This window comes from Dongia mobilis, assembly GCF_004363235.1.
Taxonomy (GTDB): Bacteria; Pseudomonadota; Alphaproteobacteria; order Dongiales; family Dongiaceae; genus Dongia; species Dongia mobilis.
In genome coordinates this window covers 528,441-554,963 of sequence record NZ_SNYW01000008.1, presented here as the reverse complement: position 1 = coordinate 554,963, position 26,523 = coordinate 528,441, and the positions used below count along the sequence as shown (strand labels likewise).

Below are 26,523 nucleotides of genomic sequence, written 5' to 3'. Positions count from 1 at the left end.
GCGGCGGGCGCCCCGGGAATCCTCGACGCCGCCTCAGTTCGGCGCCGCGAAGATCACGCTGGCATTGGTGCCGCCGAAGCCGAAGGAGTTGGAGAGCGCATGACGGATCTTGCGCTGCTTTGCCTGTTTCGGGGCGAGGTCGATATCGCAGCCATCCGACGGATTGGTGAGGTTGAGCGTCGGCGGCGCCACCTGGTCGCGGATCGAGAGGATCGAGAAGATCGCCTCGACGGCACCGGCCGCCCCCAGCAGATGCCCGGTCGCCGATTTGGTCGAGGACATGGTGAGCTTGTAGGCATGCTCGCCGAAGAGGCGCTTGACGGCACCCAGCTCGATCTCGTCGCCAAGCGGCGTCGAGGTGCCGTGGGCATTGATATAGTCGATGTCCTCGGGGTTGAGCTTCGCCCGCTTGAGGGCCGCCGTCATGGCGCGGAAGCCGCCATTGCCGTCCTCCGAGGGGGCGGTGATGTGATAGGCGTCGCCGGAGAGGCCATAGCCCACAACCTCGGCATAGATCTTGGCGCCGCGCTTCTTGGCGTGCTCGTATTCCTCCAGCACCACCATGCCGGCGCCTTCGCCCATGACAAAGCCGTCGCGGTCCTTGTCCCAAGGGCGCGAGGCCTCGGTCGGGCGGTCATTGAAGCCGGTCGACATGGCGCGCGCGGCACAGAAGCCGGCATAGCCGATGCGCCCGATCGTGGCCTCGGCGCCACCCGCCACCATCACGTCGGCGTCATCGAGGGCGATCAGGCGCGCGGCATCGCCGATGGCATGGCTGCCGGTTGCGCAGGCCGTTACGACGGAATGATTGGGGCCGCGGAAGCCGAAGCGGATCGAGACGTGACCGGAGACAAGATTGATGAGGCAGGAGGGCACGAAGAAGGGCGAGACTCGGCGCGGGCCCTTTTCGGCCAGGATGAGCGAGGTGTCGTAGATGCCGTTGAGGCCGCCGATGCCCGAACCGATGAGGACCCCGGTGCGGTCGAGCGATTCCTGGTGGGTCGGCAGCCAGCCCGAATCCTTCACCGCCTCGTCGGCGGCGGCGATGCCCATGACGATGAAGGGCTCCATCTTGCGCTGGTCCTTCGGCGCCACGTATTCGTCCGGGTTGTAATTGCCGCTGGCCTTGTCGCCCAGCGGCACCTGGCCGCCGATCTTGCAGGGCAGGTCGGAAACGTCGAAGGACTGGATCCCGCTGATGCCGGATTCGGCCTTGAGCAGCCGCTTCCAGACATGCTCCACGCCCACCCCCAAGGGTGAGACGATGCCCATACCGGTGACGACGACGCGACGCATGCTGACCTCGCTGCTCTTGCTGTCCGTTCGATATCGCCGCTGCGCGGTGCGGTGCCGACGACATGCCTAAAAATCGCACGGGCCCCAGAATGTGGGGCCCGTGCGCAAAACTTCAACGCTGCCGCCGCCGGCCGGCCATCAGGCCGCAGGCGGCAGGCAACTGGCTCAGGCCGACTTCGACTTGATGTAGTCGATGGCGTCCTTGACGGTCAGGATCTTCTCGGCCGCATCGTCCGGAATCTCGCAGCCGAATTCCTCTTCGAACGCCATGACCAGTTCGACGGTATCAAGGCTGTCCGCGCCCAGATCGTCGATGAAATTGGCACCTTCCGTGACCTTGGCCTCTTCCACGCCGAGGTGCTCGATGACGATCTTCTTCACGCGCTCAGCAACGTCGCTCATCTTGATTTTTCCCTTGTTTGCGCCGGTCCGGAAACGGTCGGCAGTTCCTTGCACTCTCTGTACCCGAAGTAACGCATCCGAACCGCGAGCTTAACCCGGCTTTCCGCCCGGTTTCAGCAGGGATTCCGATGAATCGCCGCGATGTTTCAGCGGTCACTTATCACAACTCGGCGGGATTTGGCCAGTAGCCCGGGCCAGGCTCTGCCTGATCGTGATAAAATGTAATTAAATCATAGCCATACCGCCATTTACGTGAAGTGTCTGGCCGGTCATGTAGGCGGCCTCGTCGCTGGCGAGATAGGCCACCGCCGCCGCGATTTCCCCGGCCGTGCCCATGCGGCCCATGGGAATCCGGGGCAGCAACTGGTTCTGCTGCTCCTCGTTGAGGGCGTCCGTCATGGCGGTGGCGATGAAACCGGGCGCCACGCAATTCACCGTGATGCTGCGGCTGGCCAGTTCCTGGGCCAGCGCCTTGGTCATACCAATCATGCCGGCCTTGGCGGCCGCGTAATTGGCCTGGCCCGGATTGCCGGTGACGCCGACCACCGAGGTGATGCCGATGATGCGGCCGAAGCGGCGCTTCATCATGCCGCGCATGGCGGCGCGGGCGAGGCGGAAGCCGGCGGTCAGGTTGACGTCGATCACCTTCTGCCATTCCTCGTCCTTCATGCGCATGGCGATGTTGTCGCGCGTGAGGCCGGCATTGTTGACCAGGATGTCGAGCCGGCCCATGGCGGCTTCCGCGTCCTTGGCGAGCGCCTCGGTCGAGGCGGCGTCGCCGAGATCGGCGGTCACCACATGGACCCGCTCCTTGAGCTCGGCCGCCAGCGCATCCAGCGCCTCGCGCCGCGTGCCGGACAATGTCACGACGGCGCCCTGGCCGTGCAGCGCCCGGGCGATGGCGCCGCCGATGCCACCCGAAGCACCCGTGACGAGCGCGGTCTTGCCGGAAAGATCGAACATGGATTGCCTCCGTTAGACGAGAATCTTGAGCGCGGCTTCGATATCGGCCGGCTGGCCGACCGATTGCGCCTCGATTTCCTTGTCGATGCGCTTCACCAGGCCGCTCAGCACCTTGCCGGCGCCGAGTTCAAAGACCCGGTCTACATTGAGCTTCTTCATGGTCTCGACGCTCTCGCGCCAGCGCACCGTGCCGGTTACCTGCTTCACCAGCAAATCGCGGATGGTGGCGGGGTCCGAGACCGGCTGCGCCGTCACATTGGCGATGACCGGCACCACCGGCATGTGGATCTGCGTTTTCGCCAGGGCCTCGGCCATGGCATCGGCCGCGGGCTGCATCAGCGGGCAATGGAAGGGGGCGGAGACGGGCAGCATCACGGCACGCTTGGCCCCGGCTTCAAGCGCCAGGGCGCCGGCGCGCTCGACCGCCGCCTTGGCACCGGAGACGACCACCTGGCTTGGATCGTTGTCATTGGCGACGGCGCAGACCAGTTTGGTTTCCGCGGCAGCCGCGGCCGCCACCTTCTCGGCGCGGGCGAGATCGAAATTGAGGAGGGCCGCCATGGCCCCCTCGCCCACCGGCACCGCTTTCTGCATCGCCTGGCCGCGCAGTTTCAGAAGGCGCGCGGTATCGGCGAGGGTGAAGGCGCCGGCGGCGGCCAGGGCCGAATACTCGCCGAGGCTGTGGCCGGCCACATAGGACGCCTTGTCGGCGATCTTGAACCCGCCCTCGGCTTCCAGCACGCGGAGTACGGCCATCGAGACCGCCATCAGCGCCGGCTGCGCATTCTCGGTCAAAGTGAGGTCGCCTTCAGGCCCCTCGAACATGAGATGGCTGAGCTTCTGGCCGAGGGCGTCGTCGACCTCCTCGAAGACAAGGCGGGCGGGCGCGAAGGCCTCGGCCAAAGCCTTGCCCATGCCGACCGCCTGGGAGCCCTGCCCCGGAAACACGAATGCGCGCATGCCTTTGCCTCCCGAAAAGAATTGTGCGGGGAATGAAGAGTGCGGGGCTTAGAGCGCAGGTGACACCCCCCCGTCAAGCGGCTAGGAATTGGCCTGGTTTGGCGCCAATTCCGGGGAGGCAACACCATGCACAAGGGAAGCTGCCATTGCGGGGCGATCCGCTTCACCGTGGACGGCGATTTCGACCAGGCGATCGAGTGCAATTGCTCGCATTGCAGCCGCAAGGGCTATCTGCTGTTCTTCGTGCCGCGCGACAAGCTGCGCCTCGCCTCGCCGGAGGCGACCTTGGCCACCTATCGCTTCAACCGGCATGTCATCGACCATCATTTCTGCCCCACCTGCGGCTGCGCCCCCTTCGGCTTCGGCACCGGCCCGGATGGCAGTGCCACCGCTGCCGTCAACATCCGTTGCCTCGAGGGCGTCGACCTTGCCTCGGTGAACCGCGTCCCCTATGACGGGCGCAGCGTCTAAGGCTAATAGTCCTAGACGCGCCTTGCCTTGTCTTGCCCGGGCACCCTGTGTATAACCCGCCCGTCCATAGCCCTGCCGACCCTCCGTCCTGCTTGCGGGCCACTGTCATCGAACGGTGCGAGGGGATCGGCTAGGCCCGTGAAATGATTGGGTTTTCCAGTCATCTCGGCTGATGCGCTGCCGATCCCCGGCAGACCAGCGGCGGGCCGCTAAGAGCCAGAGGGAGCTGCTTAATGCCGTTCTACGAGAACGTCTTTATTGCGCGCCAGGACGTCACTGCCCAGCAGGTCGACGCCTTGGCCGAAGCCTTCACCGGCATCGTCACCGCCCAGGGCGGTCAGGTGCTGAAGAAGGAATATTGGGGCCTCAAGGGCCTCACCTACCGCATCAACAAGAACCGCAAGGGCCATTTCGTGCTCTTCAACATCGATGCCCCGGCCGGCGCCATCGCCGAGCTGGAGCGCAACATGCGCCTCAACGAGGACGTGCTGCGCTACCTGACCGTGCGCGTCGACGAGCTCGAGGCCGGCCCCAGCGCCATGCTGCAGTCCAAGGGCCGCGACCGCGACGAGCGTGGTGGCCGTGGCGACCGTGAAGGCGGCCGCGAGGGTGGCCGTTTCGGCGGCCGCGGTGACCGCGAGGGTGGCCGTGGCGATCGCGACGATCGCCTGCGTCCGGGTCGCGATCGCGACCGTGGCGAACGCGTTGCTGCCGAAGGTGAAGGAGAGCGGGCATGAGCGAAGTTGAACGTGGCGGCCGCGAGGGCGGTCGCGAAGGTGGCCGCGAGGGCGGTCGTCCGGGCGGTGGTGCGGGCGGTCGCCGTCCCTTCTTCCGTCGCCGCAAGTCGTGCCCCTTCTCGGGCCCGAATGCGCCGAAGATCGACTACAAGGACGTGAAGCTGCTTGGCCGCTTCATCTCCGAACGCGGCAAGATCGTGCCGAGCCGCATCACCGCGGTGAGCACCAAGAAGCAGCGTCTGCTCGCCCAGGCGATCAAGCGCGCCCGCTTCCTGGGCCTGCTGCCCTATGTGGTGAAGTAAGGAGGACGGAAAAATGGAAGTCATCCTGCTCCAGCGCGTCGAGAAGCTCGGCCATATCGGCGATGTCGTCAGCGTGAAGGCGGGCTTTGCCCGCAACTTCCTGCTGCCGCAGAAGAAGGCCCTGCGCGCCACCGACGAGAACAAGAAGCGCTTCGAAGCGCAGCGCGCCCAGATCGAGGCCAACAACCTGAAGCTCAAGGAAGAGGCGCAGAAGGTTTCGGCCAAGGTCGACGGTCTGAAGATCGTCCTCATCCGCCAGGCGTCGGAGACCGGCATCCTGTTCGGCTCGGTTTCGACCCGCGATATCGCCGAGGGCGTCACTGCCGCCGGCTTCACCGTGGAACGCCGCCAGGTGGTGCTCGACAAGCCGATCAAGACGCTGGGCCTGCACCCGGTGCGCGTCGCCCTGCACCCGGAAGTGGTCGTCACCGTGACGGCCAACGTGGCCAAGTCGGAAGACGAAGCCGCGATCCAGGAAAAGGCCGGCGGCTTCGTCGCCAAGACCGACGAGGACGCGACCCCGGATCTCGACAAGCTGCTGGCCGAGGCGGAAGAAGCCTCGGGCACCAGCGGGGAAGCGGCGGAAGCCTAAGCCCAGCGACCGAGAGACGTGACGAAACGGCCGCCCTGGTGAGGGCGGCCGTTTTGCTTTTGCGCCTGCATGGCGCATAGTCGCCGCATCAAATTCTGCCTCGGATTCTCAGGGGGGCCTCCTGTCCATCATCATCCTGTTGAACGGCGTCGGCAGTGCCGGCAAGAGCTCGATCGCCGGGGCCTTGCAGGGGATCACGGCCGAGCCCTTCCTGCATGTCGCCATGGATGATTTCCTCGACATGCTGCCGCCCGGATATTTCGACCATCCCGACGGCCTGGTCTTCGAGACGCTGCAGGAAGACGGACATCCCTCCGTTGCCATTCATACCGGTGTTGTCTGCGAGCGGCTGCTTTCCGGCATGCGGCTGGCTGTGGCGGCACTTGCGGATGCCGGCAACAACCTCATCGTCGACGACGTGCTGTTGGGCGCCGGGGCGGCGCGCGATGATTATGCGCGCCTGCTTTCCAGCCACCGCCTGCATTGGGTCGGCGTGCATGCGCCGCTTGACGTTTTGGAGGCGCGGGAGCGGCTGCGGCCCGACCGGATGCCGGGCCTTGCCCGCTGGCAATTCCCGCGAGTCCATCGCGGCATGCGTTATGACCTCGAGAGCGATACCGCTGCCCTGTCGCCGCAGGCGGTGGCCGTCATCATCAGCGAGAGGTTCGCTCTCTAGGGCCAGTTTGCCGCAGGTCCCCATGCCTTGCCGCGGCATTGCGCCAGCGGGTAGAGTGCCGCCATGATGCAATCGGGATTCCCAGCAGCGCGCCGCCGCACCCTCGCCCTTGTGGCGGGGCTGCTCGCGTTGGTGCTGCAGATCCTGGTCCCGGTGCTGCCGCCATCCGCCATGGCAGGCGCCATGGATTTCGCCGCGGCGACGCCAGAGGAAGCCGCCAGCTTCGCCGCCACCTGCCTTGATTTCGGCGGGACGGACGAGGGCGGCAAGCTTCCGGCCCACCACCAGACGAAATGCCCGATCTGCCTCTCGGTCGCCCAGGCCAAGGGAATCGGCCCGGCACCGCTGGCCTTCGCCGTCAGCCTTGGCTGGTCGATCGCTGCCGACCTGCCGGCGCCCGTTTCCCTGGCCACGGGTCTTGCCGCCAGCCCGTTTGCGTCGCGCGCGCCGCCGCTGGCCTGATTCGCCAACGCTTGCTGCCGGGCGCGCTGGCGCCCGCAATCCAACCATTCAGGAGTTCCGCCCATGAACCGGCGCGTCCTGCTGGTCTCCGGCCTGGCCCTCGTGGCCGCGGCCGGGATCGGCGCCAGCTACATCCTCAACGACCGCAAGATGACCGAGACACTGGCCGTCGGCGGGCCCTTCCGGCTGACCGGGACCGATGGACAGGAAGTCACCGAGGCGGCCCTCAAGGGCAAGTATTCGGTCTTCTTCTTCGGCTTCACCTTCTGCCCCGACGCCTGCCCCACCGCCCTCAACACCTTCACACTGATGCTGCAGAAGCTGGGGCCGGCGGCGGACATGGTGCAGCCGGTCTTCGTCTCGATCGATCCAGAACGCGACACGCCGGAGGCGATGAAGGCATATCTCGAATCCTTCGATCCCCGGATCATCGGCCTGACCGGCTCGCCCGAGGCGGTCGCCGAGACAGCCAGGATCTTTCGCGTCTACTACAAGAAAAGCGGCGAGGGCGAATACTACCTGATGGACCATTCCACCGCGATCATCGTGATGGATCCCGACTTCCACTATGCCGGCGTCATGAACGGCGCCATGCCGGTCGACGAGATGACCGCCCGGCTGCAGGAAATCATGCAGAAAGGTTCTTGAACACCATGCGCAAATTCATCCTCGCCCTCCTGGCCACCCTGGCCCTGGCCCTGCCGGCCGCGGCCCACGAACAGAAACACGGCGATCTGCTGCTGCATCATGCATGGGCAAGGGCGACCCCAGCCGGCGCCAAGGCCGGTGCCGCCTATGTGCGGATCGAAAACCACGGCGACAATGCCGACACGCTGACCGGCGCGGCGGCCGGCATCGCCGCCATGGTCGAGATCCACAGGATGTCGGACGAGAACGGCACCATGGTGATGGCGCCGGCCGGCCCGATCGAGATCCCGGCCCATGGCACGGTCGAATTGAAGCCGCACGGCCTCCACATTATGTTCATGGGATTGAAGCAGCCGCTGAAGGAAGGCGATACCTTCCCGGTCACGCTGACCTTCGCCAAGGCCGGCCCGGTCGAACTGCAGGTCGTGGTCGAGGCGATCGGCGGCACGGGCAGCCACGATGGCGACCAGGATGACGAGGGCCATGACGAAGGTAACGGCGAGGGCGAAGAGCACTCGCATTGACTTGAACGGGAGACGGATTGGGCGCGGCGACTGACCATTCCAGGCAACCGGCTTCATTCCGCAGGGTGACAATCCGGGCGGCGGTGCTACTTGGCGCCGCCGCCCTTTTCATTGCCCTTTATCAGCTGGCAAACCGCGCCATCGAGGCGCATGGCGTGCGGGCAGGGGCGCAGCTTTATCAAGCCAACTGCGCCGCGTGTCATGGCGCACGCCTGCAGGGCCAGGCTGGCTGGCAGAGCGCCGGCTGGCGCAGCCAGGCGAGTGCCGCCGCATGGGCCGCCCCGCCGCTCGATGCCGGCGGGCATAGCTGGATGCATGACGACGCGTCGCTATTCCTCCACACCAAGAACGGCTCGGCGCTCTCACCCATGCCCGGCTTCGGCGCGACGCTCAGCGACAACGAGATCTGGCAGGTCTTCGCCTATGTGAAATCGCACTGGCCGGAGAGTGTGCGCGCCTTCCAGCGGAAGGGTGATCCCTACGCGCCGCTGCCGGCCGACCTTCCCGCGGACTGGACCTATCCCCCCGCCTGCGAGCCGGGAGTCGGGCCGGGAGACCTGCTGCGCTAGAGCGTTTCGCGCTAGGCACTCTTGGCGAGGACGTGATCCACCACCTTGCGCATGACGCTGGGCAGCGCCACCCTACCCAGTTCGTCCACGCCTACCCAGCGATAGGCCGGGTCCGCCTTGACCCGCGTTGCTGCAAGGACGGTCAGCGACAGCGCGAAATGGGTGAAGACATGGCTGACCTGGCCGTCGAGCTTGCGCCAGTTCGCCGCGACGGGCGGCATCACCTCGCCATCGGCAAAGGGCGTGTCGCGCCAGGCGCTGGTCGGCACCTGCATCATGCCGCCGAGCAGACCCTTCTCCGGCCGCTTCTCGAGGGCGATCCGCCCCTGGCGGTCGATCATGGCGAAGCAGAGGCCGTAGCGCTGCGGCCGCTCGGCCTTGGCTGCCTTCCGGGGATAGGTCTCGGCATCCCCCGCTTTCAGTGCCGCGCAATCGGCGGTCAGCGGACAGAGGGCGCATTTCGGCTTGGTCGGGGTGCAGATGGTGGCGCCGAGATCCATGATCCCTTGTGCGTAATCGCCCGGGCGATATTCGGGGGTATGGCGGCGGGCCAGCGCGCGCAGTTCCGCCTTCGCCTTCGGCAGGGGCGCTTCAACCCGGTAGAGCCTGGCCATCACCCGCTCGACATTGCCATCGAGAATGGTGGCCGGGCGGTCGAAGGCGATGGCGGCAATGGCGGCCGCGGTATAGGGACCGATGCCGGGGAGCGCCAGCAGGTCCTCCTCGCTGTCCGGAAAGACACCGCCATGTTCCGCCGCCACGACCTCGGCGCATTTCTTGAGGTTGCGCGCGCGGGCGTAATAGCCGAGCCCCGCCCAGGCGGTCAGCACATCGTCGAGCGGGGCCGCCGCCAGGTCCTCTAGGCGCGGCCAGCGGGCCAGGAAATCGCGGAAATAGGGACCGACCGTCACCACGGTGGTCTGCTGCAGCATGATCTCGGAAAGCCAGACGTGATAGGGATCGGCCCGTTCGCCGGGCCCGGCGCGCCAGGGTAGCAGGCGGCGATGCCGGTCATACCAGGCAAGCAGGCGATCAGGCAGGTTTTCCGGTACGCGGGCGGCGGGTTCCGGCTTGGCGGGCGATTTGCGCGGCATGGCGCTGCACCTTAAAGTCTGCCCGCATGGGCACCAAAGAAGAAAAAGCAAAATCAGCAGCGAAAGCCGTGCCGATGGCCGAGCCGGCACCACGCCGCGCGCGGCTTGCGGCGCTGGCCCAGAACGTGCCGGCTCTCGCCAGGCTTGCCCTCGGCAAGAGGGGCTTTGCCGAGGCCGACCTCATCAGCCAGTGGCCCGCCATTGTCGGGCCGGAACTTGCTGCCCTCGCCATGCCGGTGAAGCTGCGCCTGAAGCGCCCGCGCAAGGAGGCGGCGATGGACCAGACCGGGGGCATTTCCCCTGCCCTGCCCGCCAATGTCGCGGGCGGCACCCTCACCCTGCGCGCCAGCGCCGCCGCCAGCCTGGAGGTGCAGCATCTGAAGCCGCAGATCCTGGCGCGGATCGCCACCTATTTCGGCTATCCCGCCATCAGCGATATCCGCATCGAGATCGGCGACCGGCGATCGGGCGCGGTTGGTCGAAGGCGACCGGCACCCGCCCTTACCTGTGCGGCACCGCCGGATCTCTCGGGCGTCGGCGATCCCGAGTTGCGGGCCGCCCTGCAGCGACTCGGGGCGGCGCGGCGGCTGCGCGGCTAACGCACTGATTTTCGCCCGATTTCCACTGGACAGGATGCGACTCGCCGGAATCCAAAGGCTTATCGCCAAAGCGGCCGACCGACACATTCTTCTCACCGAGGGGTCGCTTGCATACCCCTCTGAATCCTGCCAAATAGCGGCGAAATAAGCGCACCGCCTGCCGCGGGCGGGAGCGCAGCGAAGCAACCCGGAGGTCGGCGTGAATCCACGCAATATCGTCATCGCCATCGTCGTGCTGGCCCTCGTCGGCGTCGGCGGGTTTTATGCCTGGACCAATTTCGGGCCGGGTGCCGGAGATGGCGTGGTGATCGAGGGGCTGCCGGCGCCGATCGACGATCCGCTGGCCCGGGCGCAGGAAGGTGACATGGTGCTGGGCGACGCCAACGCCCCCGTCACGATGATCGAATATTCCTCGCTGTCCTGCCCGCATTGCGCCGCCTTTCACGCCAATATCCTGCCGGAGATCAAGACGAACTACATCGATACCGGCAAGGTGAAGCTGGTGATGCGCGATTTCCCGCTCAATCGCCCGGCGGTCGAGGCCTCGCTTCTCGCCCACTGCGTCTCGCCCATGGCCTATTGGGGCATGACCGAACAGCTGTTCAAGACCCAGTCCGGCTGGGTGACCGAGAACTCGACCATGATGCTGGCGACCATCGCGGCCGCCGCCGGGATCAACAGCCAGGATTTCCAGCAATGCCTTGCCGACGAGGCGAAGAAGCGGAAGATCGTGCAATCGGTCGAGCAGGCGAGCGCCGTCTTCAAGATCGATTCGACGCCCACCTTCGTGATCAACGGCATCGTCGTCGGCGGCGGGCGCTCCTACGAGGATTTCGCCAAGATCTTCGACGAACTCGCGGCAAAGTAGGCGGGGAAGGCGCGCCGTGGTCCAGTTCAATAAGCTTCGCCTGACCGGCTTCAAATCCTTCGTCGAGCCGACCGAACTCACCATCCATGCGGGCATGACCGGCATTGTCGGCCCCAATGGCTGCGGCAAGTCGAACCTGGTCGAGGCACTGCGCTGGGTGATGGGCGAGACCTCGGCCAAGCGCATGCGCGGCGGCGAGATGGACGACGTCATCTTCGGCGGCACCGGCAACCGGCCCGCGCGCAATGTCGCCGAAGTCGTGCTCTCGCTGGACAATTCCGACCGCCGCGTCCCGGCCATGTTCAACGACAGCGACGACATCGAAATCTCGCGTCGGATCGATCGCGGCGAGGGCTCGACCTACAAGGTCAACGGCCGGGAATCCCGCGCCCGCGACGTGCAGCTGCTGTTCGCCGACATTTCGGCCGGCGCGCATTCGACGGCACTGGTCAGCCAGGGCCGCGTCGGGGCCATCGTGAACGCCAAGCCGACCGACCGGCGCTCGCTGCTGGAGGAGGCCGCCGGCATTACCGGCCTGCATTCGCGCCGCCACGAGGCGGAATTGCGCCTCAAAGCGGCGGAAGCCAATCTGGCCCGTCTCGACGACGTCATCATCACGCTGGAAAGCCAGCTGGCGGCCCTCAAGAAGCAGGCGCGTCAGGCCTCGCGCTATCGCAACCTGCAGGACCATATCCGCCGCGCCGAGGCGATCCTGTTCCACCTGCAATGGCAGGATGCCAGGCAGCGCCTGGATTATGCCGAACAGACCTTGATGGCGGCCGAGACGCAGGTGGTCTCGCTCACCTCCGCCGCCGCCATTGCCGCCACGCGGCAGACCGAGGCGGCGACGATCCTGCCCGGCCTGCGCCAGGCCGAGGCCGAGGCGGCCGCCGAATTGCAGCGCCTGACGATTGCCAGGGGCGCCCTCGACAAGGAAGAGGAGCGCATCACCCAGGCCCGCAACGATGCCGAGCGGCAGTTGCGCGAGAACGAGGCCGACCAGAGCCGCGAGAGCGCCTTCACCGCCGATGCCGCCGCCGCCGTCGAGCGCCTGGCGCAGGAGCGCGGCGCGATCGAGGAGACCGCGGCCGAGGAAGCTGCCATCGGCGAGGAAACCCAGCGCCGGGTGGAAGCGGCGCAAGGCGAGGTAGACGAGAGCGAGGCGGAACTGGCGCGCCTCACGCAGGATTTCGCGGCGGCCGAAGCCCGCGCCCAGAGCCTGGTGCGCCGTCTGGACGAATTGCAGCAGCGCCGCCAGCGCCTGGGTAGCCGCGCCCAGGAAGTCGATGCCGAGCGCCAGCGCCTCACTTCCGAGATCGAGAACGATGCCGAGACGCAGGCTGCCCGCGCCGCCGTGGCGGAAGCCGAGGCCGCGCTGGAGGAAGCCCAGGCGGCACTCCACGAGATCGAGGCGGCCCGCGCCAGCGCAAGCGAGGCCGAAACGCAGGCCCGCACCCGGCTGCAGCAGGCGCAAGATGCAAGAGCGCGGCTGAAGGCCGAGGCCGACGCGCTCTCGGCCATCTTTGCCTCGTCCGACGAGGATATGTGGCCGCCCCTGATCGACAGCCTGACCGTGGCGCCCGGCTACGAGACCGCCATCGCGGCAGCATTGGGCGACGACCTGCAGGCCTCGACCGATCTCGGCGCCCCGACCCATTGGCGCGAGGGCGAGGTACTCGCCGACGCCCCGGGCCTCCCCGGCGGCGTGCCGGCACTGGCGCAATTCGTCACTGGCTCGGCCGCCTTGCTGCGCCGCCTGAACCAGATTGGCGTGGTCGCCGACGAGGCCACCTGTCGGGCGCTGGCGCCGCAACTCCGCCAGGGTCAGCGCCTGGTCTCGCAGGACGGGGCCATGTGGCGCTGGGACGGCTTCACCATCGCCGCCGGCACCGAGACCGCCGCCGCCACCCGGCTGAAGCAGCGCAATCGCCTGCGGGAATTGGACGGCGCCCTGGCGACGGCCGAAGCGGAACTGGCCGAGGTCGAAGCCCTGTTCGGCAATGCCCGCGACGAGGCCCAGGGCCTGATCGACCGCGAGCGCAACCAGCGGCAGACCCTGCAGAACGCCTATAACGCCGCCCGCCAGGCGCGCGACCATGCGGCCCGTGCCGAACAGAAGGCGACACAGATGCAATCGCGCCTCGCCGCCATCGCCGAGCAGGCGGAAGCGGTCGCGGGCGATATCGCGGAACTGGAAGCCACCCTGGAGCAGATTGCCGGCGAGCGCGCGGAACTGCCCGACCTGGAAGCGGCCCGCCAGCAGATCAACGAATTGCGCCCGGAAGTGGCCGAGCGGCGGACGCGCCTGGTCGAGGCGCGCTCGGCCCTCGACCGGCTGCAGCGCGAGGCGCAGCAGCGCCAGAGCCGCCTCCTCGCCATCGCCGACGAATTGCGTTCCTGGGAAAGCCGTGCCGCACAGGCCCGCGCCCATCTGGACGATCTCGTCGAACGCCGCGAACACCTGGCGGCCGAGATCGAGCGCCTTGCCGCACTCCCCGAGGAGATCGCGCAGCAGCGCCGCGACCTCATGGACCTGCTGGAGGCGTCAGAGGCCAGGCGCCGCGACGCGGCCGATGCCCTCGCCGCCGCGGAGACGGCCCTCACCGAAGCCGATCGCGGCCTCAAGGGCGAGGAATCGAAGCTGGTCGAGGCGCGCGAGAATCGCGTCCGTGCCGAAGCCGCCATCGCCCAGGCGAAGGAGGCTGCCGATACCCTGGCCGAGCGCATCCGGGAAAAGCTGGAATGCTCGCCGGACGAAGTGCTGACCTTGGCCGACCTCGATCCCTCGGAAGCGCTGCCGGGCCGCGAGGAAACTGAGCAGCGGCTCCACAAGCTGATGCGCGAGCGGGAGAATATCGGCCCGGTCAACCTGCGAGCCGAGACCGAGTCGAACGAACTCGACCAGCAGCTGGCCGGGATGCAGGCCGAGCGCTCGGACCTCATCAACGCGGTCTCGCGCCTGCGCCAGGGCATCGCCAGCCTCAATCGCGAGGGGCGTGAACGATTGCTGGCCGCCTTCGAACTGGTCAACGGGCATTTCACCTCGCTCTTCACGCGGCTTTTCGGCGGCGGCAAGGCGCATCTGCAATTGACCGAGGCCGAGGATCCGCTCGATGCCGGCCTCGAGATCTTCGCGAGCCCGCCGGGCAAGAAGCTGCAGGTCCTCTCGCTGCTCTCGGGCGGCGAGCAGGCGCTCACCGCGCTTGCCCTCCTCTTCGCGGTGTTCCTGGTCAACCCGGCGCCGATCTGCGTCCTCGACGAGGTCGATGCGCCGCTGGATGACGCCAATGTCGAGCGCTTCTGCAACCTGGTGCAGGAACTGGCGCAATCCTCCGGCACGCGCTTCCTGGTCATCACCCACCATCGCCTGACCATGGCGCGCATGGACCGCCTCTACGGCGTCACCATGGCCGAGCGCGGCGTCTCGCAGCTGGTCTCGGTCGATCTCCAGGAAGTGGGCGAGTTGAAAGCAGCGTCGTAAGAGGCGTCCTTTCGGTCATGGTCCGCGCCGGCAGGCCATCCCCTTGCCCGTGACCCTGCGCACGCTTACTGCCAATGCATCGGCCCGGTGAGGAGGTCGCCCACCCCCCAGGCGACGAGGCCGAGGACCACGGCTATCAGCGCCCAGGCAATCCGGGTCCAGCGCCGGCGTTCCGGATGATCGGGGAAGAGGCGCCGCAGCATGCGGGCCGCCAGATGGGCCGCGAGGAGTGCTATACCGATGGCGAGCGGCAGGAAGAAGGGCCAGAAGGGGTAGAAGGGCTCGGTCAGCAGCATGACCAGGAGACCGGCCAGAGCCACGAGGATGCTGCCCCCGGCCAGCAGCATGGCCGCCAGCAGCATGGCCCCCAGTATTCGCATGATCCAGCGCCTTTCCGCTTCTGTTCTGTTTCCCGTCGCCGACCGCCAGCCCGCCATCCAGCCAGGTTCCGGTCAGTCGCCCCCGTCAGTCGCATGAGGGCGATTCCGGTTCAGGGAACCCGGCTCTTAACGCCCCGTTTACACAGGCCGAGGGAAATCGCCTGCGACACCTGAGTCATCCACTTTTTTTCATTTTACTTCAATAGCTTGAATAGAGGCAATTGACCTTGACAGCCAATACCCCCTTGCCTATGTTGCGCGCGCTTCCGGCGATCCTCCCGATCGACGGGGCAGCGGTTTGTTGCTCGGGGGACACTCGAGGATCGGCGACATGACCGAACGGCAACCGGAAGAACTCGATGCATTCGGGGCGAAGCTGAAGGCGGCGCGCGAGCGGATCGAGGGAACCGGGGCCCAGGAACTGGCCAGCGAAGGCACGTCCCTGGGCTATGGCTTCCGCCTCAGCGTCGAATTGCTGGCGGGGCTGCTGGCCGGTCTGGGTTTTGGGTACCTCATCGATGGATGGCTGGATACCCGACCCTGGTTCATGCTGGTCCTGATGGTTCTCGGCCTGGGTGGCGGCATCCTCAATGTGATGCGCGTGACCCGGACCATGGAGCGCCAAGCCGCGGAAAAAGACGAGAAACGATAAGCGCCGACCCAGACCGCCCGACCCAGAGGGCGCCCGGGCGCGCCAGCCGGGGATGACATCGTGGCCGCCGACGCGCACTCACCGCTCGCCCAGTTCGAAATCAAGCCGCTTCTGGAACTGCATCCGTTCGGCATCGACGCAACCTTCACCAACGCCTCGCTGATCATGGTGGTGGTGGTCGCCCTCATTACCCTCTTCATCGTCGCCGGCATGAACAAGGCCACCATCGTTCCCGGCCGCTTCCAGGGCATGGTCGAGTTCTTCTACGAATTCATCGCCAACCTGTTGCAGGAGAACACCGGCTCGGCCGGCAGGAAGTTCTTCCCGCTGGTCTTCTCGCTGTTCATGTTCATCCTGGCCTGCAACCTGATCGGCCTCTTCGGCGTGTTCACGGTCACCAGCCACATCATCGTTACCTTCGCCCTCGCCTTGCTGGTGATCACCATCGTCACCGCAGTCGGTTTCATCCGCCACGGCGCGCATTTCTGCAGCTATTTCGTGCCGCAGGGCGCGCCGATGTGGCTGATGCCGCTGATGATCCCCTTGGAGATCATTTCCTATCTCATCCGCCCGATCAGCCTCTCGGTCCGACTTTTCGCCAACATGGTGGCGGGTCACGTCATGCTGACCGTGATCGGCGGCTTCGTGGTCGGGCTCAACGGCCTGCTGATCGGCTTCGGTGTCATTCCGCTGGCCGCCATTCCGCTGATTTTCGCCCTCGAGGTCCTGGTGGCGCTGCTCCAGGCCTATGTTTTCGCCATCCTGACCTGCATCTACCTCAACGACGCCATCCATCTGGCGCATTGAGGCTGAGGCGGTCTGTTTCCATCAACAGCAACCCGACTTACCTCCAAGAAAGGATCTCATCATGGAACTCGAAGCTGCGAAGATGATCGGTGCCGGTATCGCCGCTCTCGCCCTCGGTGGCGCTGGCGTGGGTCTCGGCAACCTCTTCGGCAATTACATGCAGGGCGCCTTCCGCAACCCGGAAGCCCAGTCGAAGCTGAAGGTCAACCCGATGCTCGCCTTCGCGCTGATCGAAGCCACCGGTCTGTTCGGCTTCGTCATCGCCATGATCATCCTGTTCGGCTAACACCCTGAACAGCTGATTCCGTGATTGCGGCCGGTGCCACGTTCGGCGCCGGCCGATCGACCATCCGGGAGACGGGCTCATGCCCCAATTCGACCCATCCGTCTTTTCCGAACTGCTGGTCTGGCTGGCCCTGACCTTCGTGGCGCTCTATCTGCTGATGTCGAAATTCGCCCTGCCGAAGGTGGCGGCGATCATCGATGCCCGCGCCGAGCGCATCCAGGGCAATCTTGCCAAGGCCGAAGCGATCCAGGCTGAAGCCGCCGGCGTGATGGCCGCCTATGAGAAGGCGATCGCCGACGCCAAGGCCGCGGCCCAGGCCGAGATCGCCAAGGCCCAGGCCCAGATCGCTGCCGACACCGCCAAGCGCGAGGCAGAATTCGCCCAGCGCCTCGGCGCCCAGACCCAGGACGCGGAAGCCCGCATCAAGGCGACCAAGGCCGAGGCCGTGGCCCAGGTGAAGGCGATCGCGGCCGACCTCGCCGGCAGCATCGCCGGCAAGCTGACCGGTGCGGGCGTCGATGCCGCCGCGGCCAGTGCCGCCGTCGACCAGGCCCTGAAGGAGCGTGCGTGATGGAAGTGGAACATCAGGCCAGCATGTTCGCCGACCCGCATTTCTGGGTGAATGTCGGCGGTCTCGTCTTCCTCGCCTTTGCCGGGCCGAAGCTGTGGAAGGCGATCGCCGGCATGCTCGACCAGCGCGCCATGAAGATCAAGGCGGATCTGGACGAGGCGCAGAAGCTGAAGGACGAGGCGCAGGCGCTGCTCAACGAGTATCAGCGCAAGCAGAAGGACGCCTTGAAGGAGGCGGCCGAGATCGTCGAGACGGCGAAATCCGTGGCCCAGCGCCAGATGCGCGACGCCGCCCTCGCCCTGGAGGCCTCCTTCACCCGGCGCGAGAAGCTGGCGCTCGAGAAGATCGCCCAGGCGGAGGCGGCAGCACTCGCCGAGGTGCGCCGCGAGGCGGTCGATGTCGCCGCCCTGGCCGCCAGGGCGCTGATCGTCCGGCAGCTTGACGATGCCCGCAGCAACGCCCTCATCGACGCCGCCATCAAGGATGTCGACAAGCGCCTGCACTGACCGGCGCCACGACCCACAGGAACAAGGCCCGGGAAGGCGACTTCCCGGGCCTTTCTTGTTGCGCCGGGCCGCCCGCAACCGCCCGAAACAATATCAATGCTGGCCGAAACAAGACCGCCCGGCATCAGGCGATGCCGGGCGGTTGTCAGGATCCGGTCGGCCGGCAGGAGGGGACCGCGGCCGAAACTCAGACGGGAACCTGGTTACTTCTTCGCGACCTTGGTGATCGCGGCCTTCACTTCATCGAGCTGGGCGGCAACGCGGCCCTGGATGAGGCCGGCCACTTCGGTGTTCGACTTCTGCACGAGGTCGGTGATCTCGCGGATGTTGGCAACGACCTGCTCGAAACCGGCCTTGGCGATCTCGGCCTGCTTCACCAGCTTCTCCTCGGCGCTCGCCGGCTCGGCGAATTCCTTGGCGACCTTGCTGAACTCCTCGACCGCCTTGCGGGCGATCTCGGCCTGGCGCTGGGCCACGGCCTTGACACCTTCGAACGCGACCTGGTTGGCGGCGGTCAGGGTCTCGAAGTTCTTGCGCTGGGCGGCGAAGATGGCGTCGAAATCGACCATGCCGGTCTTGCCGTTGAAGGCCTTGGCGTAGTCGCCGAACCACTTGCCGAACTCGGCCTGCATCTTGGCGAAATCGGGGGCCTTGGTGAAGTCGGGGAAGCTGACGGTTTCGGTCTCGTGGGTGGTCTGGGCTTTCGCCATGGGGTGTCTCCTCGGTTCCAGAATTTACTGTTGCTGTAATCTGCCGTTCCGGTCCTCAGCTGGGGCGTCCAGGACGCCGATATCGGGCTGCGACCTTCGGAATACGGTCATTGTGCACCGCACAATCTGAGCCTTATATGCGGCACATTCCCGGCGACTTCAAGTGCTTTTTTGCTGCACCGCAATAATATAGATCAAATATGTTACATTACAATGACTTGATGCCGGTCATGCAGCAATTTTGCCGCAGTGTCACCGCCTGTCTCCAGCATATCCCCAGCCGGTTTCCGAAGACCTACTCTTCCGTGCGGCCCGTAGCGTCTCGGTCGCGCGGGTATCGCCGCGCCAGCGGGAAGGGCGGCAGCCAGGATTCCCGCCGGATGGTCCAGAGTTCATAGGTCGGGCGCAGCTGGTCGGTGGCATCGAGCGCACCCAGATTGACCTCGATCTCGTCGCCGCTCCGCGAAAAGACGGAGGAGCCGCAGCGGGGACAGAAATGGCGCCCGGCATAGTCACGAGTCTCGCCCTCGACCGTCACCGCCTCCGCGGGAAAAATCGCCGAAGCGTGGAACAGGGCGCCGTGATGCTTGCGGCAATCGAGGCAATGGCAGAGGCCGACCCGGTAGGGGCGCCCCGAGGCCACGAAGCGGACATTACCGCAGAGGCAACCGCCGGTGAAACGGTCCATGCTGCCGCTCCTCTGTTGTCCCGAGGGACGCGTATCTACAACGCCCGTCCGCGCCCGTCCATCACCGGGGCGCTGCATTGCCGGAACCTTCGGCTGCCAGAAGGGGCTGCAGCATCCGGCCACCAGACGCCACCAGGCGGCCCCGGCGGACGACCTGCCGCGCCGCCGGCCGCTGCCCCAGCGCGTCCCCCAGGGTGGCCACCGGGAGATAGACAAAATCGGCGGGGTTCCCGGGGGCAATGCCGTATTGGTTCAGGCCAAGGGCGCGGGCGCCGGCATGGGTGGCGCAGTCGAGTGCCGCCAGCAGTTCGGCCTCCTTGGCCCAGTCGAAGCGGAAGGCCAGCAGGAAGGCCCGCTCCAGCATGTCGCCATTGCCGAAGGGCGACCAGGCATCGCGGATGCCGTCGGAGCCGCAGCAGATATTGACCCCGAGACCGCGCAGGAACTCCACCGGCGGCAGGCTGGTATCGGCCGGCGCCGTGGTCATCAGCGAGATGCCGAGATCGGCGAGGCGACGGCCCAGTTTCTCGATGCGGCTTTCGGGGAACATGCCGAGGCAATAGGCGTGGCTGATCACTACCTTTCCGGCAAGGCCGCGCGCCGCGGTGAAATCGGCGATGCGCTCGATCTGCCAGAGGCCGAGTTCGCCGCGGTCGTGGAGATGGACGTCGAGCCCCGCCCCATGCCTGCCGGCGAGATCGAAGATGGCGGTGAGATGGCCGATTGGGTCGTTGTCGATCCCGGCCGGGTCGATCCCGCCGACCTGCTCCACACCGAGGCCGAGGGCGCGATCCATCAAGTCAAGCGTGCCCGGCTGGGTCAGCAACCCGGTCTGCGGAAAGGCGACGAACTGCATCTCCACAAGGTCGCGATAGCGCTGCCGCAGGTCCAGCATCGCCTCGACATGGGTGAGGCCAATATCGGGGTCCACATCGATATGCGAGCGGAAATAGAGGCTGCCCCGGGCGATGCAGTGTTCCAGCAGTGCCCCCGCCCTTGTCGCGACCGGCGTGGCCACCTCGCGCAGGATCCGCCGCTCGTTGGCGATGTAGTCCTTCAGGCTGGGACCGGCGGTATTCGGCCGGTAGGGCTCGCCCCACAGCGTCTTGTCCAGATGCACATGGCTTTCGACCAGCGCCGGCAACAGCAACTGGTCGCCGGCCTCGACCACCGCGACATTTGCCGCGGCCGGCGATCCGGCCGGTGCGATTTCGCGGATGCGGCCATCGGCGCAATGGATGTCGACCAGGTCGCCCTCGATCCGGCGCAGGTTGCGATAGACGATCTCGGCCATGCTTGCGCTCTCCAACTATTTCTTGGGCTTCAAGGCCTGCCAGTCGGCCTCGGACATCATGGCGCCGATGAAATTGAACTGGCCGGCGCCCTGCAGCCACTCGCCGCCATCGATGGTGACGACCTCGCCATTGATATAGGCGGTCTCGTCCGCCATCAGGAAGCTGGCGAGGTCGGCGAGTTCCTCATGCCGGCCGGCGCGCTGCAGCGGGTTCTTCGCCTCGAAGGCGGCTGCCATTTCCGGCTTCGGCACCAGGCGTTCCCAGGCGCCAGCCGTCGGGAACGGGCCGGGGGCGATGGCGTTCACGCGGATGCCGCGCCCGCCCCATTCCACTGCCAGCGAACGGGTCATGGCCATGACACCCGCCTTGGCCATGGCCGAGGGCACGACATAGGCCGAGCCGGTCCAGGCATAGGTGGTGATGATCGAGATCACATTGGCCTTGCGCCCTTCGGCCAGCCAGCGCCGGCCGCAGCCAAGCGTCATATAGGCCGCGCCGTGCAGCACGATGCCGAGCACCGCATCGACCGCGCGCGGGCTCAAATTCTCGCTCTGGGCAATGAAATTGCCGGCGGCGTTGTTGAGCAGCGCATCCAGGGGTTTCTCGCCCCAGGCCCAGTCGAGCAGCGCGTCGACCTGGGCCGCATCGCGGACATCACAGGTTCTGTAGGCGACCTTGCCGCCGGTTTCCGCCATCAGGCTCTCCGCAGCCGCGGCCAGCACCTGCTCGCGCCGGCCGCAGATGACAAGCTCCGCCCCGAGCGCGAGATAGCGCCGGCCGATGGAAAGTCCGATCCCGGTGCCGCCGCCGGTGATCAGGATGCGCTTGCCGGCCAGGAGATCGCTTCTGAACATCAGGTCCTCAACTCCTCCGGCAGGTCCATATCGGCGCCCGCGCATTCGTACTGGTATTGGCGGCCGCCAGCGCGGCGCGCAGGATGGGGCCCCAATTGCGCGTGCGAATGTTCCAAAATTGGGCAAGGTCATCAACAAAATTGCGCCGGCACGGGCACGAGGGGTTGGATTTGGCGGAATGTCGGTGAGCGGGCTGGTGCCGGTGTGCTATGGCTGCTGATGGTTGAAACCGAAAATCGGAGGGGATCGTGCGCCGCGTCCTGCCGTCATTGCCGGCACTCACCGTGTTCGAGGCCTCGGCCCGGCACGGCAGCTTCACGCGCGCCGCCGAGGAACTCAATCTGACGCAATCGGCCGTCTCCAAGCAGGTGCGCGGGCTCGAGGATTTTCTGGGACTGCAGCTCTTCGAGCGGGTGCGCCAGCGCATCAATCTGACCGAGGCCGGCGAGGCCTATCTCAAATCCGTGCGCGCGGCGCTGGAGATCATGGAAGCGGCCACGATGGAGGCGCTGGCCTTCCAGAGCGGCGGCGGCGTCCTCAACATCGCCACCCTGCCGACCTTCGGCTCGCGCTGGCTGACGCCGCGCCTCGGCGATTTCGCCGAGCGTCATCCGCGCATCTCGCTCAATGTCACGGCGCGGGCCTGGCCCTTCGACCTGGTCGAGGAGAATCTGGACGTTGCCATCTATTTCGGCGCCGAGCCATGGCCGGGCGGCATCTGCGACTGGCTGATGGGCGAGGTGGTGGTGCCGGCGGTGTCGCCTGCCTTGCTGGCGCCCAAGGGCGCCCTGAAGAGCCCGCGCGATCTGGCCCGGGTCAACCTGCTGCACCACCGCGCGCGGCCGCGCGCCTGGCAGGACTGGCTGGCAGCAGCCGGGGCGCCCAACGTCAATGCCTTCCATGGCCTGCGCTTCGAGCAGTTCGAAATGATCATCCAGGCGGCGGTTGCCGGTGTCGGCATTGCCATGGTGCCGCGCTTCATGATCTCGCGGGAGCTTGCCGACGGCAGCCTGGTGGTACCGTTCGAACCCGCCATGGAGAGCGTCGAATCCTACTACCTGGTCTATGCCGAGCGGAAGCGCTGCCTGCCCAATGTCGTCGCCTTCCGCGAATGGCTGCTGGCCGAAGCCGCGCTGGAACGCGCGGCGCCAGCGGGCAGGAAGCCGGCAAGGAGAGGCAAGGCCGGCGCTCATTCCGGCGCGGAATGAGATCAGGCTCAACCGTCTCTGTGCCGCAACGATGACGCCCGCTACCGTCCGACCCATGTCATCGCAGATCTGGACCCAGCTCGATTTCGACCGCGCCGGCAAGCAGGTGGGGCACCTCCATCTGCCGCATTCGGTACATCGCTCCGCCTATGGCAACATCACCATTCCCATGGGCATCGTGGCCGGCGGCAAGGGGCCGACGCTGCTGCTGACCGCCGGTACCCATGGCGACGAATATGAAGGGCAGATCGCGCTCACCCGGCTGCTGCGCGAGATCGATCCGGCCGCGCTCAACGGCCGCCTCATCGTCATCCCCATGCTGAACGCGCCGGCGGCGCGGGCAGGATTGCGCGTCTCGCCGGTGGACGGGATCAATCTCAACCGCGCCTTTCCCGGCAATCCGCTGGGCTCGCCCACCGAGGCGATCGCGCATTATGTCAGCTCGGTCCTCTTTCCGCTGGCTGACGCCTATCAGGATCTCCATGCCGGTGGTTCCTCGCTCGACTACCTGCCCTTCGTCTCGGTCAGGCGCAGCGGCGATGACGAACTGGATGCCAAGGCGCTGGCGGCGGCGCGCGCCTTTGGCGCACCGCATATCCAGATCTGGGGCCACAGCCCCGATCCCAGGCTGTCCACCGCGGAAGCGAACCGGCAGAAGGTCATCTCGCTGGGCGGCGAGTTTGGCGGCGGCGGTACCGTCTCGCGGGCCGGCATTGCGATGATCGAACGGGGACTAAAACGGCTGATGGCGCATCTCGGCATCATCGCGCCGCGCGACGAACCGGAACCGGCACCGGCCACCGAATGCGAGGTCAAGGGCCGCGATCACTATGTCTATGCGGCGGGCAACGGCCTGTTCGAACCGCTGGCCGAACTGGGTGAGTACGTGACACCTAGCCAGCTCTGCGGCCTGCTGCACGACCCCGACGAGCCGCTGCGCCCGCCGCTGCCACATCACTTCGCCACCGGCGGCATCCTGGTCTGCCGCCGCCATCCCGGCCAGGCCGAGCGCGGCGATTGCCTCGCCCATCTGGCGACGCCGCTCGGTACCCGTTAGATCGAGCCCAGAAAAGAAAAAGCCCTCCCCCATTGATCGGGAGAGGGCAAGGCGGGGCAACCGGCGCCGGGGTCAGCGCCCTTCGAGATCGCGGAAATCGCGGTTCAGCTTGTACTCCTTCGAGGTGACGTGCTTCTCCAGCCGTACCAGCCGATCCTCGAGCGTTCGGAAGCGATAGCGCAGGCTGGAGAAGGTATCCGCCGGCCGCATCGAGACGGCGCGCCAGAACACCGCCTCCTCGCCCGTGCCGTAGACCGGCGAAGGCTTGCGCTTCATGAAGATGGCGGCCAGTACGTACACCACCAGCACCTGCGGCAGGAAGAAGATCGCCGAGATGGCGACGGCAATGCGCAGGGTGCGCCGCTCCCAGCCGAAGTAATCGGCGAAGCCCGCGCAGACGCCGAGGATCACGCCGTTATCCGGGTCGCGATAGAGGTGATGCGGGTTGGGCGAGGTTTCAAAGCTCATGGTTCATACCTTGCTGCGCCAATGCGGGCTTTCCGCATCGAGGATCGCTTCCAGGGTCTGCACGCGCTCTTCCATGCGCTTGGCGCTCTGCCACAGATCGGCCAGCATGCGCTCGTCCTCGGCCGTGAGGCCGCGGGCACCGCGCCATTTGGTGATGTAGTGCAGCAGCAGCCAGAGCGGCAGGACGATGCTGACGAAGAGGATGCCTATGACAAACACGAATTCCATCCGTTCATGATCCCCGCTTGCTGGTGGGAGCGTGGCGGCCGGCGGCCGCGGGCTGGGGCCAGTCTATCATCTCAGCCCTTGCGACCCATCTTCGCCTTAAGGGCCTCAAGTTCGGCATTGATCGCCGATTCCGCCTCGAGTTCGGCGAATTCCTCGGCCAGGCTCTTGCGCCGGCCGAGTTCGAAGGCCTCGACCTCGCCCTCCAGCCGGTCGAGCTTGCGCTCCACCTTCTCGTAGCGCGCCATGGCATCCTCGATGCGGCCGTCATGCAGCTGGGTGCGGATGCGATACTGGTCGCGCGCCGCGCTGTGGCGCAGATCGAAGCTCTTCTGCTTGGCCTTGGCCTCGGCCAGCTTGGCATCGAGCCGCGTCAGGTCCTCGTTGGTCTTGGCGAGGCTCTCATCGACCAGCGCCATTTCCTTGCGCATGAGCGCGATGGTCTGCGCCGCCTCGGCCTTGGCCAGAAGGGCGCCCTTGGCCAGATCCTCGCGGCCCTTTTCGATGGCGAGTTCCGCCTTGCGCTGCCAATCGGCCTCGGCCGCTTCCATCTGCTCGATGCGGCGGCCAAGCTCCTTCTTCTCGGCAATGGCGCGGGCGGCGGCGCTGCGCACCTCGACCAACGTGTCTTCCATTTCCTGGATGATCAGGCGGACGATTTTTTCCGGCTCTTCGGCCCGGTCCAGCATGGCGTTGAGGTTGGAATTGATGATGTCGCCGAGGCGCGAAAAGATACCCATGTCGTCTTCTCCGTAACTTGAACTTGCTGCGATCACATGACGATGCCGCCGAGCACCAGCCCGGCTGCGAAGAACAGCCAGCTTTCCGTCGGCCGCGTCTTCGCCCAGTTCAGCCAGCGATGGGCCGTATGGCCGAAATCGATGCGCTCGCCGCCCTGGTCGTGACGGCCATAGGCGTTACGGCCGCGCTCATCCGCGCCGGTGCGATAGCTGCCATGGTGCTGGTGGAAACTCATTTTTTCTCCTCCGTTCGGCAGAGCCTGATGCTCGGCCTCTACCTCTTTATCGCAGAGGCCGTGCCAGTTTGGGTGACCGGAGGTAAATTGATGTATTTCAAATAATTACCAGAAAGAGACCGGGTTCAGGCATTGCCAATCTCCCATTAATCGGCGAATATTTCGCCGATTAATGGGAATTTTTCATGGCCGACCTGCCACCGCTTCTGGGGGAAGACCCCGCCTTTCTGGCCCTGCTCGACCAGGTTTCGGCCCTGGCGCCGCTCGACCGCCCGGCCCTGGTGATCGGCGAACGCGGCACCGGCAAGGAACTGATCGCAGCGCGCCTCCACTTCCTGTCGGCGCGCTGGGACCGGCCCTTCGTCAAGGTGAATTGCGCCGCCCTTGCGCCGGACCTGCTGGAAAGCGAGTTGTTCGGCCACGAGGCCGGCGCCTTCACCGGCGCAACCCGGCGCCATATCGGCCGCTTCGAGCGGGCTCATGGCGGCACCCTGTTCCTCGACGAGATCGCCAATGCCAGCCTGCGCGTGCAGGAGCAGATCCTGCGCGTGGTGGAGTATGGCGAGTTCGAACGCGTGGGCGGGGGCGAGACACGCGCGGTCGATGTGCGCCTGATCGGCGCCACCAATGTCGATCTGCCGGCGGCGGTCGCGGCCGGCAGCTTCCGCGCCGACCTCCTCGACCGGCTGGCCTTCGATGTGCTGACCCTGCCGCCCCTGCGGGCCCGGCCGCGCGACATTCCGCTGCTGGCGCAGCATTTCGCGCAGGGCATGGCGCATGCGCTCGACCGGGGCGACCTCCCGATCTTCGGCGCGCAGGCGATGGCCGCCCTGCTCGCCTACTCCTGGCCCGGCAATGTGCGCGAATTGCGCAATGTCGTGGAGCGCGCCGTCTATCGCGCAACTGGCGACGGGCCGATCGAACGGATCGACTTCGATCCCTTTGCCTCGCCCTACCGGCCACTGCCGTCGGATGCCGGCCAAGCCGCCGCACCGGCCACACCGTCACTGCCCTTCGATTTCCGTGCGGAAATAGCCGCCACCGAAAAGGCATGGCTGCTGGCCGCCCTCACGGCACAGGGCTGGCATCAGGGCCGCACCGCCCAGGCGCTTGGCCTCGGCTACGACCAGTTGCGCCATCTCCTCAAGAAGCACGGTCTGCAGGCGCCCGCCGCAATCGCGGAGACCTAGCGCCGC

34 protein-coding genes are annotated in these 26,523 nt (G+C 66.5%); 20 read left to right on the top strand and 14 right to left on the bottom strand.

Features of this window, described 5'->3' with window-relative positions; all coding sequences use genetic code 11:
• Window positions 1-33: 33 nt before the first annotated feature.
• The 4 genes from fabF to fabD all read right to left on the bottom strand — a co-directional run bounded on the left by fabF (window position 34) and on the right by fabD (window position 3,621).
• Window positions 34-1,296: a beta-ketoacyl-ACP synthase II gene (gene fabF, locus A8950_RS11405; protein ID WP_133613759.1), complete on the bottom strand. Its 1,263-nt coding sequence runs from the start codon at window positions 1,294-1,296 to the stop codon at window positions 34-36.
• A gap of 165 nt (window positions 1,297-1,461) precedes the next feature.
• Window positions 1,462-1,698 carry an acyl carrier protein gene (locus A8950_RS11400; RefSeq protein WP_133613758.1) on the bottom strand — a complete coding sequence of 79 codons (237 nt, stop codon included), beginning with the start codon at window positions 1,696-1,698 and terminating at the stop codon, window positions 1,462-1,464.
• A 225-nt stretch (window positions 1,699-1,923) separates the two neighbouring features.
• Entirely contained in the window at window positions 1,924-2,661 is a 738-nt protein-coding gene (fabG, locus tag A8950_RS11395) for a 3-oxoacyl-[acyl-carrier-protein] reductase (protein WP_133613757.1), read from the bottom strand.
• A gap of 12 nt (window positions 2,662-2,673) precedes the next feature.
• Entirely contained in the window at window positions 2,674-3,621 is a 948-nt protein-coding gene (fabD, locus tag A8950_RS11390) for an ACP S-malonyltransferase (RefSeq protein ID WP_133613756.1), read from the bottom strand.
• 126 nt (window positions 3,622-3,747) lie between these two features.
• On the opposite strand from fabD, the gene A8950_RS11385 reads away from it, so the two are divergent.
• From A8950_RS11385 to A8950_RS11345, 9 genes are all read left to right on the top strand, one after another.
• Window positions 3,748-4,092 (top strand): GFA family protein, encoded by a 345-nt coding sequence (locus A8950_RS11385; protein ID WP_133613755.1) that lies wholly within the window; start codon window positions 3,748-3,750, stop codon window positions 4,090-4,092.
• A gap of 233 nt (window positions 4,093-4,325) precedes the next feature.
• Entirely contained in the window at window positions 4,326-4,829 is a 504-nt protein-coding gene (gene rpsF, locus A8950_RS11380) for a 30S ribosomal protein S6 (protein ID WP_133613754.1), read from the top strand.
• Window positions 4,826-5,131 (top strand): 30S ribosomal protein S18, encoded by a 306-nt coding sequence (gene rpsR, locus A8950_RS11375; protein WP_166645125.1) that lies wholly within the window; start codon window positions 4,826-4,828, stop codon window positions 5,129-5,131. Before rpsF ends, rpsR begins: the two co-directional genes overlap by 4 nt.
• 13 nt (window positions 5,132-5,144) lie before the next feature.
• Entirely contained in the window at window positions 5,145-5,723 is a 579-nt protein-coding gene (rplI, locus tag A8950_RS11370; RefSeq protein ID WP_133613753.1) for a 50S ribosomal protein L9, read from the top strand.
• Window positions 5,724-5,862: 139 nt separating this feature from the next.
• On the top strand, window positions 5,863-6,399 hold the full coding sequence (locus tag A8950_RS11365) for a chloramphenicol phosphotransferase CPT family protein (protein WP_243735610.1): 537 nt from the start codon (window positions 5,863-5,865) through the stop codon (window positions 6,397-6,399).
• 63 nt (window positions 6,400-6,462) lie between these two features.
• Window positions 6,463-6,861, top strand: a complete 399-nt coding sequence (locus tag A8950_RS11360) for a DUF2946 family protein (protein ID WP_133613751.1) — start codon at window positions 6,463-6,465, stop codon at window positions 6,859-6,861.
• A 63-nt stretch (window positions 6,862-6,924) separates the two neighbouring features.
• A complete protein-coding gene (locus tag A8950_RS11355) occupies window positions 6,925-7,509 on the top strand; it encodes an SCO family protein (RefSeq protein WP_133613750.1) in 585 nt (194 codons plus the stop codon).
• Between the two features lie 5 nt (window positions 7,510-7,514).
• Window positions 7,515-8,033 (top strand): copper chaperone PCu(A)C, encoded by a 519-nt coding sequence (locus A8950_RS11350; protein WP_133613870.1) that lies wholly within the window; start codon window positions 7,515-7,517, stop codon window positions 8,031-8,033.
• Between the two features lie 65 nt (window positions 8,034-8,098).
• Window positions 8,099-8,602 carry a c-type cytochrome gene (locus A8950_RS11345; protein ID WP_166645124.1) on the top strand — a complete coding sequence of 168 codons (504 nt, stop codon included), beginning with the start codon at window positions 8,099-8,101 and terminating at the stop codon, window positions 8,600-8,602.
• An 11-nt stretch (window positions 8,603-8,613) separates the two neighbouring features.
• Here A8950_RS11345 and mutY read toward each other — a convergent pair whose 3' ends face one another.
• Window positions 8,614-9,696 carry an A/G-specific adenine glycosylase gene (gene mutY, locus A8950_RS11340; RefSeq protein WP_133613748.1) on the bottom strand — a complete coding sequence of 361 codons (1,083 nt, stop codon included), beginning with the start codon at window positions 9,694-9,696 and terminating at the stop codon, window positions 8,614-8,616.
• Window positions 9,697-9,770: 74 nt separating this feature from the next.
• On the opposite strand from mutY, the gene A8950_RS11335 reads away from it, so the two are divergent.
• The 3 genes from A8950_RS11335 to smc all read left to right on the top strand — a co-directional run bounded on the left by A8950_RS11335 (window position 9,771) and on the right by smc (window position 14,644).
• Window positions 9,771-10,295, top strand: a complete 525-nt coding sequence (locus A8950_RS11335; RefSeq protein WP_243735618.1) for a DUF721 domain-containing protein — start codon at window positions 9,771-9,773, stop codon at window positions 10,293-10,295.
• A gap of 199 nt (window positions 10,296-10,494) precedes the next feature.
• The gene (locus A8950_RS11330) at window positions 10,495-11,163 is read left to right on the top strand and encodes a DsbA family protein (protein WP_133613746.1); all 669 of its coding nucleotides are present in this window, start codon (window positions 10,495-10,497) and stop codon (window positions 11,161-11,163) included.
• 16 nt (window positions 11,164-11,179) lie between these two features.
• Window positions 11,180-14,644, top strand: a complete 3,465-nt coding sequence (smc, locus tag A8950_RS11325; protein WP_133613745.1) for a chromosome segregation protein SMC — start codon at window positions 11,180-11,182, stop codon at window positions 14,642-14,644.
• Between the two features lie 65 nt (window positions 14,645-14,709).
• Here the strand turns inward: smc and A8950_RS11320 are convergent, their stop codons facing one another.
• Window positions 14,710-15,024, bottom strand: a complete 315-nt coding sequence (locus A8950_RS11320) for a hypothetical protein (RefSeq protein ID WP_133613744.1) — start codon at window positions 15,022-15,024, stop codon at window positions 14,710-14,712.
• A gap of 331 nt (window positions 15,025-15,355) precedes the next feature.
• On the opposite strand from A8950_RS11320, the gene A8950_RS11315 reads away from it, so the two are divergent.
• The 5 genes from A8950_RS11315 (at window position 15,356) to A8950_RS11295 (ending at window position 17,846) form a co-directional block, all read left to right on the top strand.
• Window positions 15,356-15,676 (top strand): AtpZ/AtpI family protein, encoded by a 321-nt coding sequence (locus tag A8950_RS11315; protein ID WP_133613743.1) that lies wholly within the window; start codon window positions 15,356-15,358, stop codon window positions 15,674-15,676.
• Between the two features lie 60 nt (window positions 15,677-15,736).
• Entirely contained in the window at window positions 15,737-16,483 is a 747-nt protein-coding gene (locus tag A8950_RS11310; protein ID WP_133613742.1) for a F0F1 ATP synthase subunit A, read from the top strand.
• 61 nt (window positions 16,484-16,544) lie between these two features.
• Window positions 16,545-16,769, top strand: coding sequence for a F0F1 ATP synthase subunit C (locus tag A8950_RS11305; protein WP_133613741.1), 225 nt, complete (start codon window positions 16,545-16,547; stop codon window positions 16,767-16,769).
• Window positions 16,770-16,848: 79 nt separating this feature from the next.
• Complete coding sequence (locus A8950_RS11300; protein WP_133613740.1) at window positions 16,849-17,340, top strand: F0F1 ATP synthase subunit B family protein; 492 nt, start codon at window positions 16,849-16,851, stop codon at window positions 17,338-17,340.
• Window positions 17,340-17,846 carry a F0F1 ATP synthase subunit B family protein gene (locus A8950_RS11295; RefSeq protein WP_243735609.1) on the top strand — a complete coding sequence of 169 codons (507 nt, stop codon included), beginning with the start codon at window positions 17,340-17,342 and terminating at the stop codon, window positions 17,844-17,846. Before A8950_RS11300 ends, A8950_RS11295 begins: the two co-directional genes overlap by 1 nt.
• Before the next feature lie 203 nt (window positions 17,847-18,049).
• On the opposite strand, the gene A8950_RS11290 is transcribed toward A8950_RS11295, so the two are convergent.
• The 4 genes from A8950_RS11290 to A8950_RS11275 form a co-directional block, all read right to left on the bottom strand.
• Window positions 18,050-18,556, bottom strand: coding sequence for a phasin family protein (locus A8950_RS11290; protein ID WP_133613739.1), 507 nt, complete (start codon window positions 18,554-18,556; stop codon window positions 18,050-18,052).
• Between the two features lie 295 nt (window positions 18,557-18,851).
• A complete protein-coding gene (locus A8950_RS11285) occupies window positions 18,852-19,244 on the bottom strand; it encodes a GFA family protein (protein ID WP_133613738.1) in 393 nt (130 codons plus the stop codon).
• Between the two features lie 61 nt (window positions 19,245-19,305).
• Window positions 19,306-20,538, bottom strand: coding sequence for an amidohydrolase family protein (locus tag A8950_RS11280; RefSeq protein ID WP_133613737.1), 1,233 nt, complete (start codon window positions 20,536-20,538; stop codon window positions 19,306-19,308).
• Window positions 20,539-20,553: 15 nt separating this feature from the next.
• Complete coding sequence (locus A8950_RS11275; protein ID WP_133613736.1) at window positions 20,554-21,393, bottom strand: SDR family oxidoreductase; 840 nt, start codon at window positions 21,391-21,393, stop codon at window positions 20,554-20,556.
• 248 nt (window positions 21,394-21,641) lie between these two features.
• Between A8950_RS11275 and gcvA the strand changes: the two genes are divergently transcribed.
• Both gcvA and A8950_RS11265 read left to right on the top strand, forming a co-directional pair.
• A complete protein-coding gene (gcvA, locus tag A8950_RS11270; RefSeq protein WP_133613735.1) occupies window positions 21,642-22,601 on the top strand; it encodes a transcriptional regulator GcvA in 960 nt (319 codons plus the stop codon).
• A 55-nt stretch (window positions 22,602-22,656) separates the two neighbouring features.
• Window positions 22,657-23,658 (top strand): succinylglutamate desuccinylase/aspartoacylase family protein, encoded by a 1,002-nt coding sequence (locus A8950_RS11265; RefSeq protein WP_166645122.1) that lies wholly within the window; start codon window positions 22,657-22,659, stop codon window positions 23,656-23,658.
• Window positions 23,659-23,730: 72 nt separating this feature from the next.
• Here A8950_RS11265 and pspC read toward each other — a convergent pair whose 3' ends face one another.
• The 4 genes from pspC to A8950_RS11245 form a co-directional block, all read right to left on the bottom strand.
• On the bottom strand, window positions 23,731-24,126 hold the full coding sequence (pspC, locus tag A8950_RS11260) for an envelope stress response membrane protein PspC (protein ID WP_133613733.1): 396 nt from the start codon (window positions 24,124-24,126) through the stop codon (window positions 23,731-23,733).
• A 3-nt stretch (window positions 24,127-24,129) separates the two neighbouring features.
• The gene (gene pspB, locus A8950_RS11255) at window positions 24,130-24,354 is read right to left on the bottom strand and encodes an envelope stress response membrane protein PspB (RefSeq protein WP_133613732.1); all 225 of its coding nucleotides are present in this window, start codon (window positions 24,352-24,354) and stop codon (window positions 24,130-24,132) included.
• 71 nt (window positions 24,355-24,425) lie between these two features.
• Complete coding sequence (gene pspA, locus A8950_RS11250) at window positions 24,426-25,091, bottom strand: phage shock protein PspA (protein WP_133613731.1); 666 nt, start codon at window positions 25,089-25,091, stop codon at window positions 24,426-24,428.
• 32 nt (window positions 25,092-25,123) lie between these two features.
• On the bottom strand, window positions 25,124-25,327 hold the full coding sequence (locus tag A8950_RS11245; RefSeq protein ID WP_133613730.1) for a hypothetical protein: 204 nt from the start codon (window positions 25,325-25,327) through the stop codon (window positions 25,124-25,126).
• Between the two features lie 185 nt (window positions 25,328-25,512).
• On the opposite strand from A8950_RS11245, the gene pspF reads away from it, so the two are divergent.
• Window positions 25,513-26,517, top strand: a complete 1,005-nt coding sequence (pspF, locus tag A8950_RS11240; protein ID WP_133613729.1) for a phage shock protein operon transcriptional activator — start codon at window positions 25,513-25,515, stop codon at window positions 26,515-26,517.
• The last annotated feature ends 6 nt before the right edge of the window (window positions 26,518-26,523 follow it).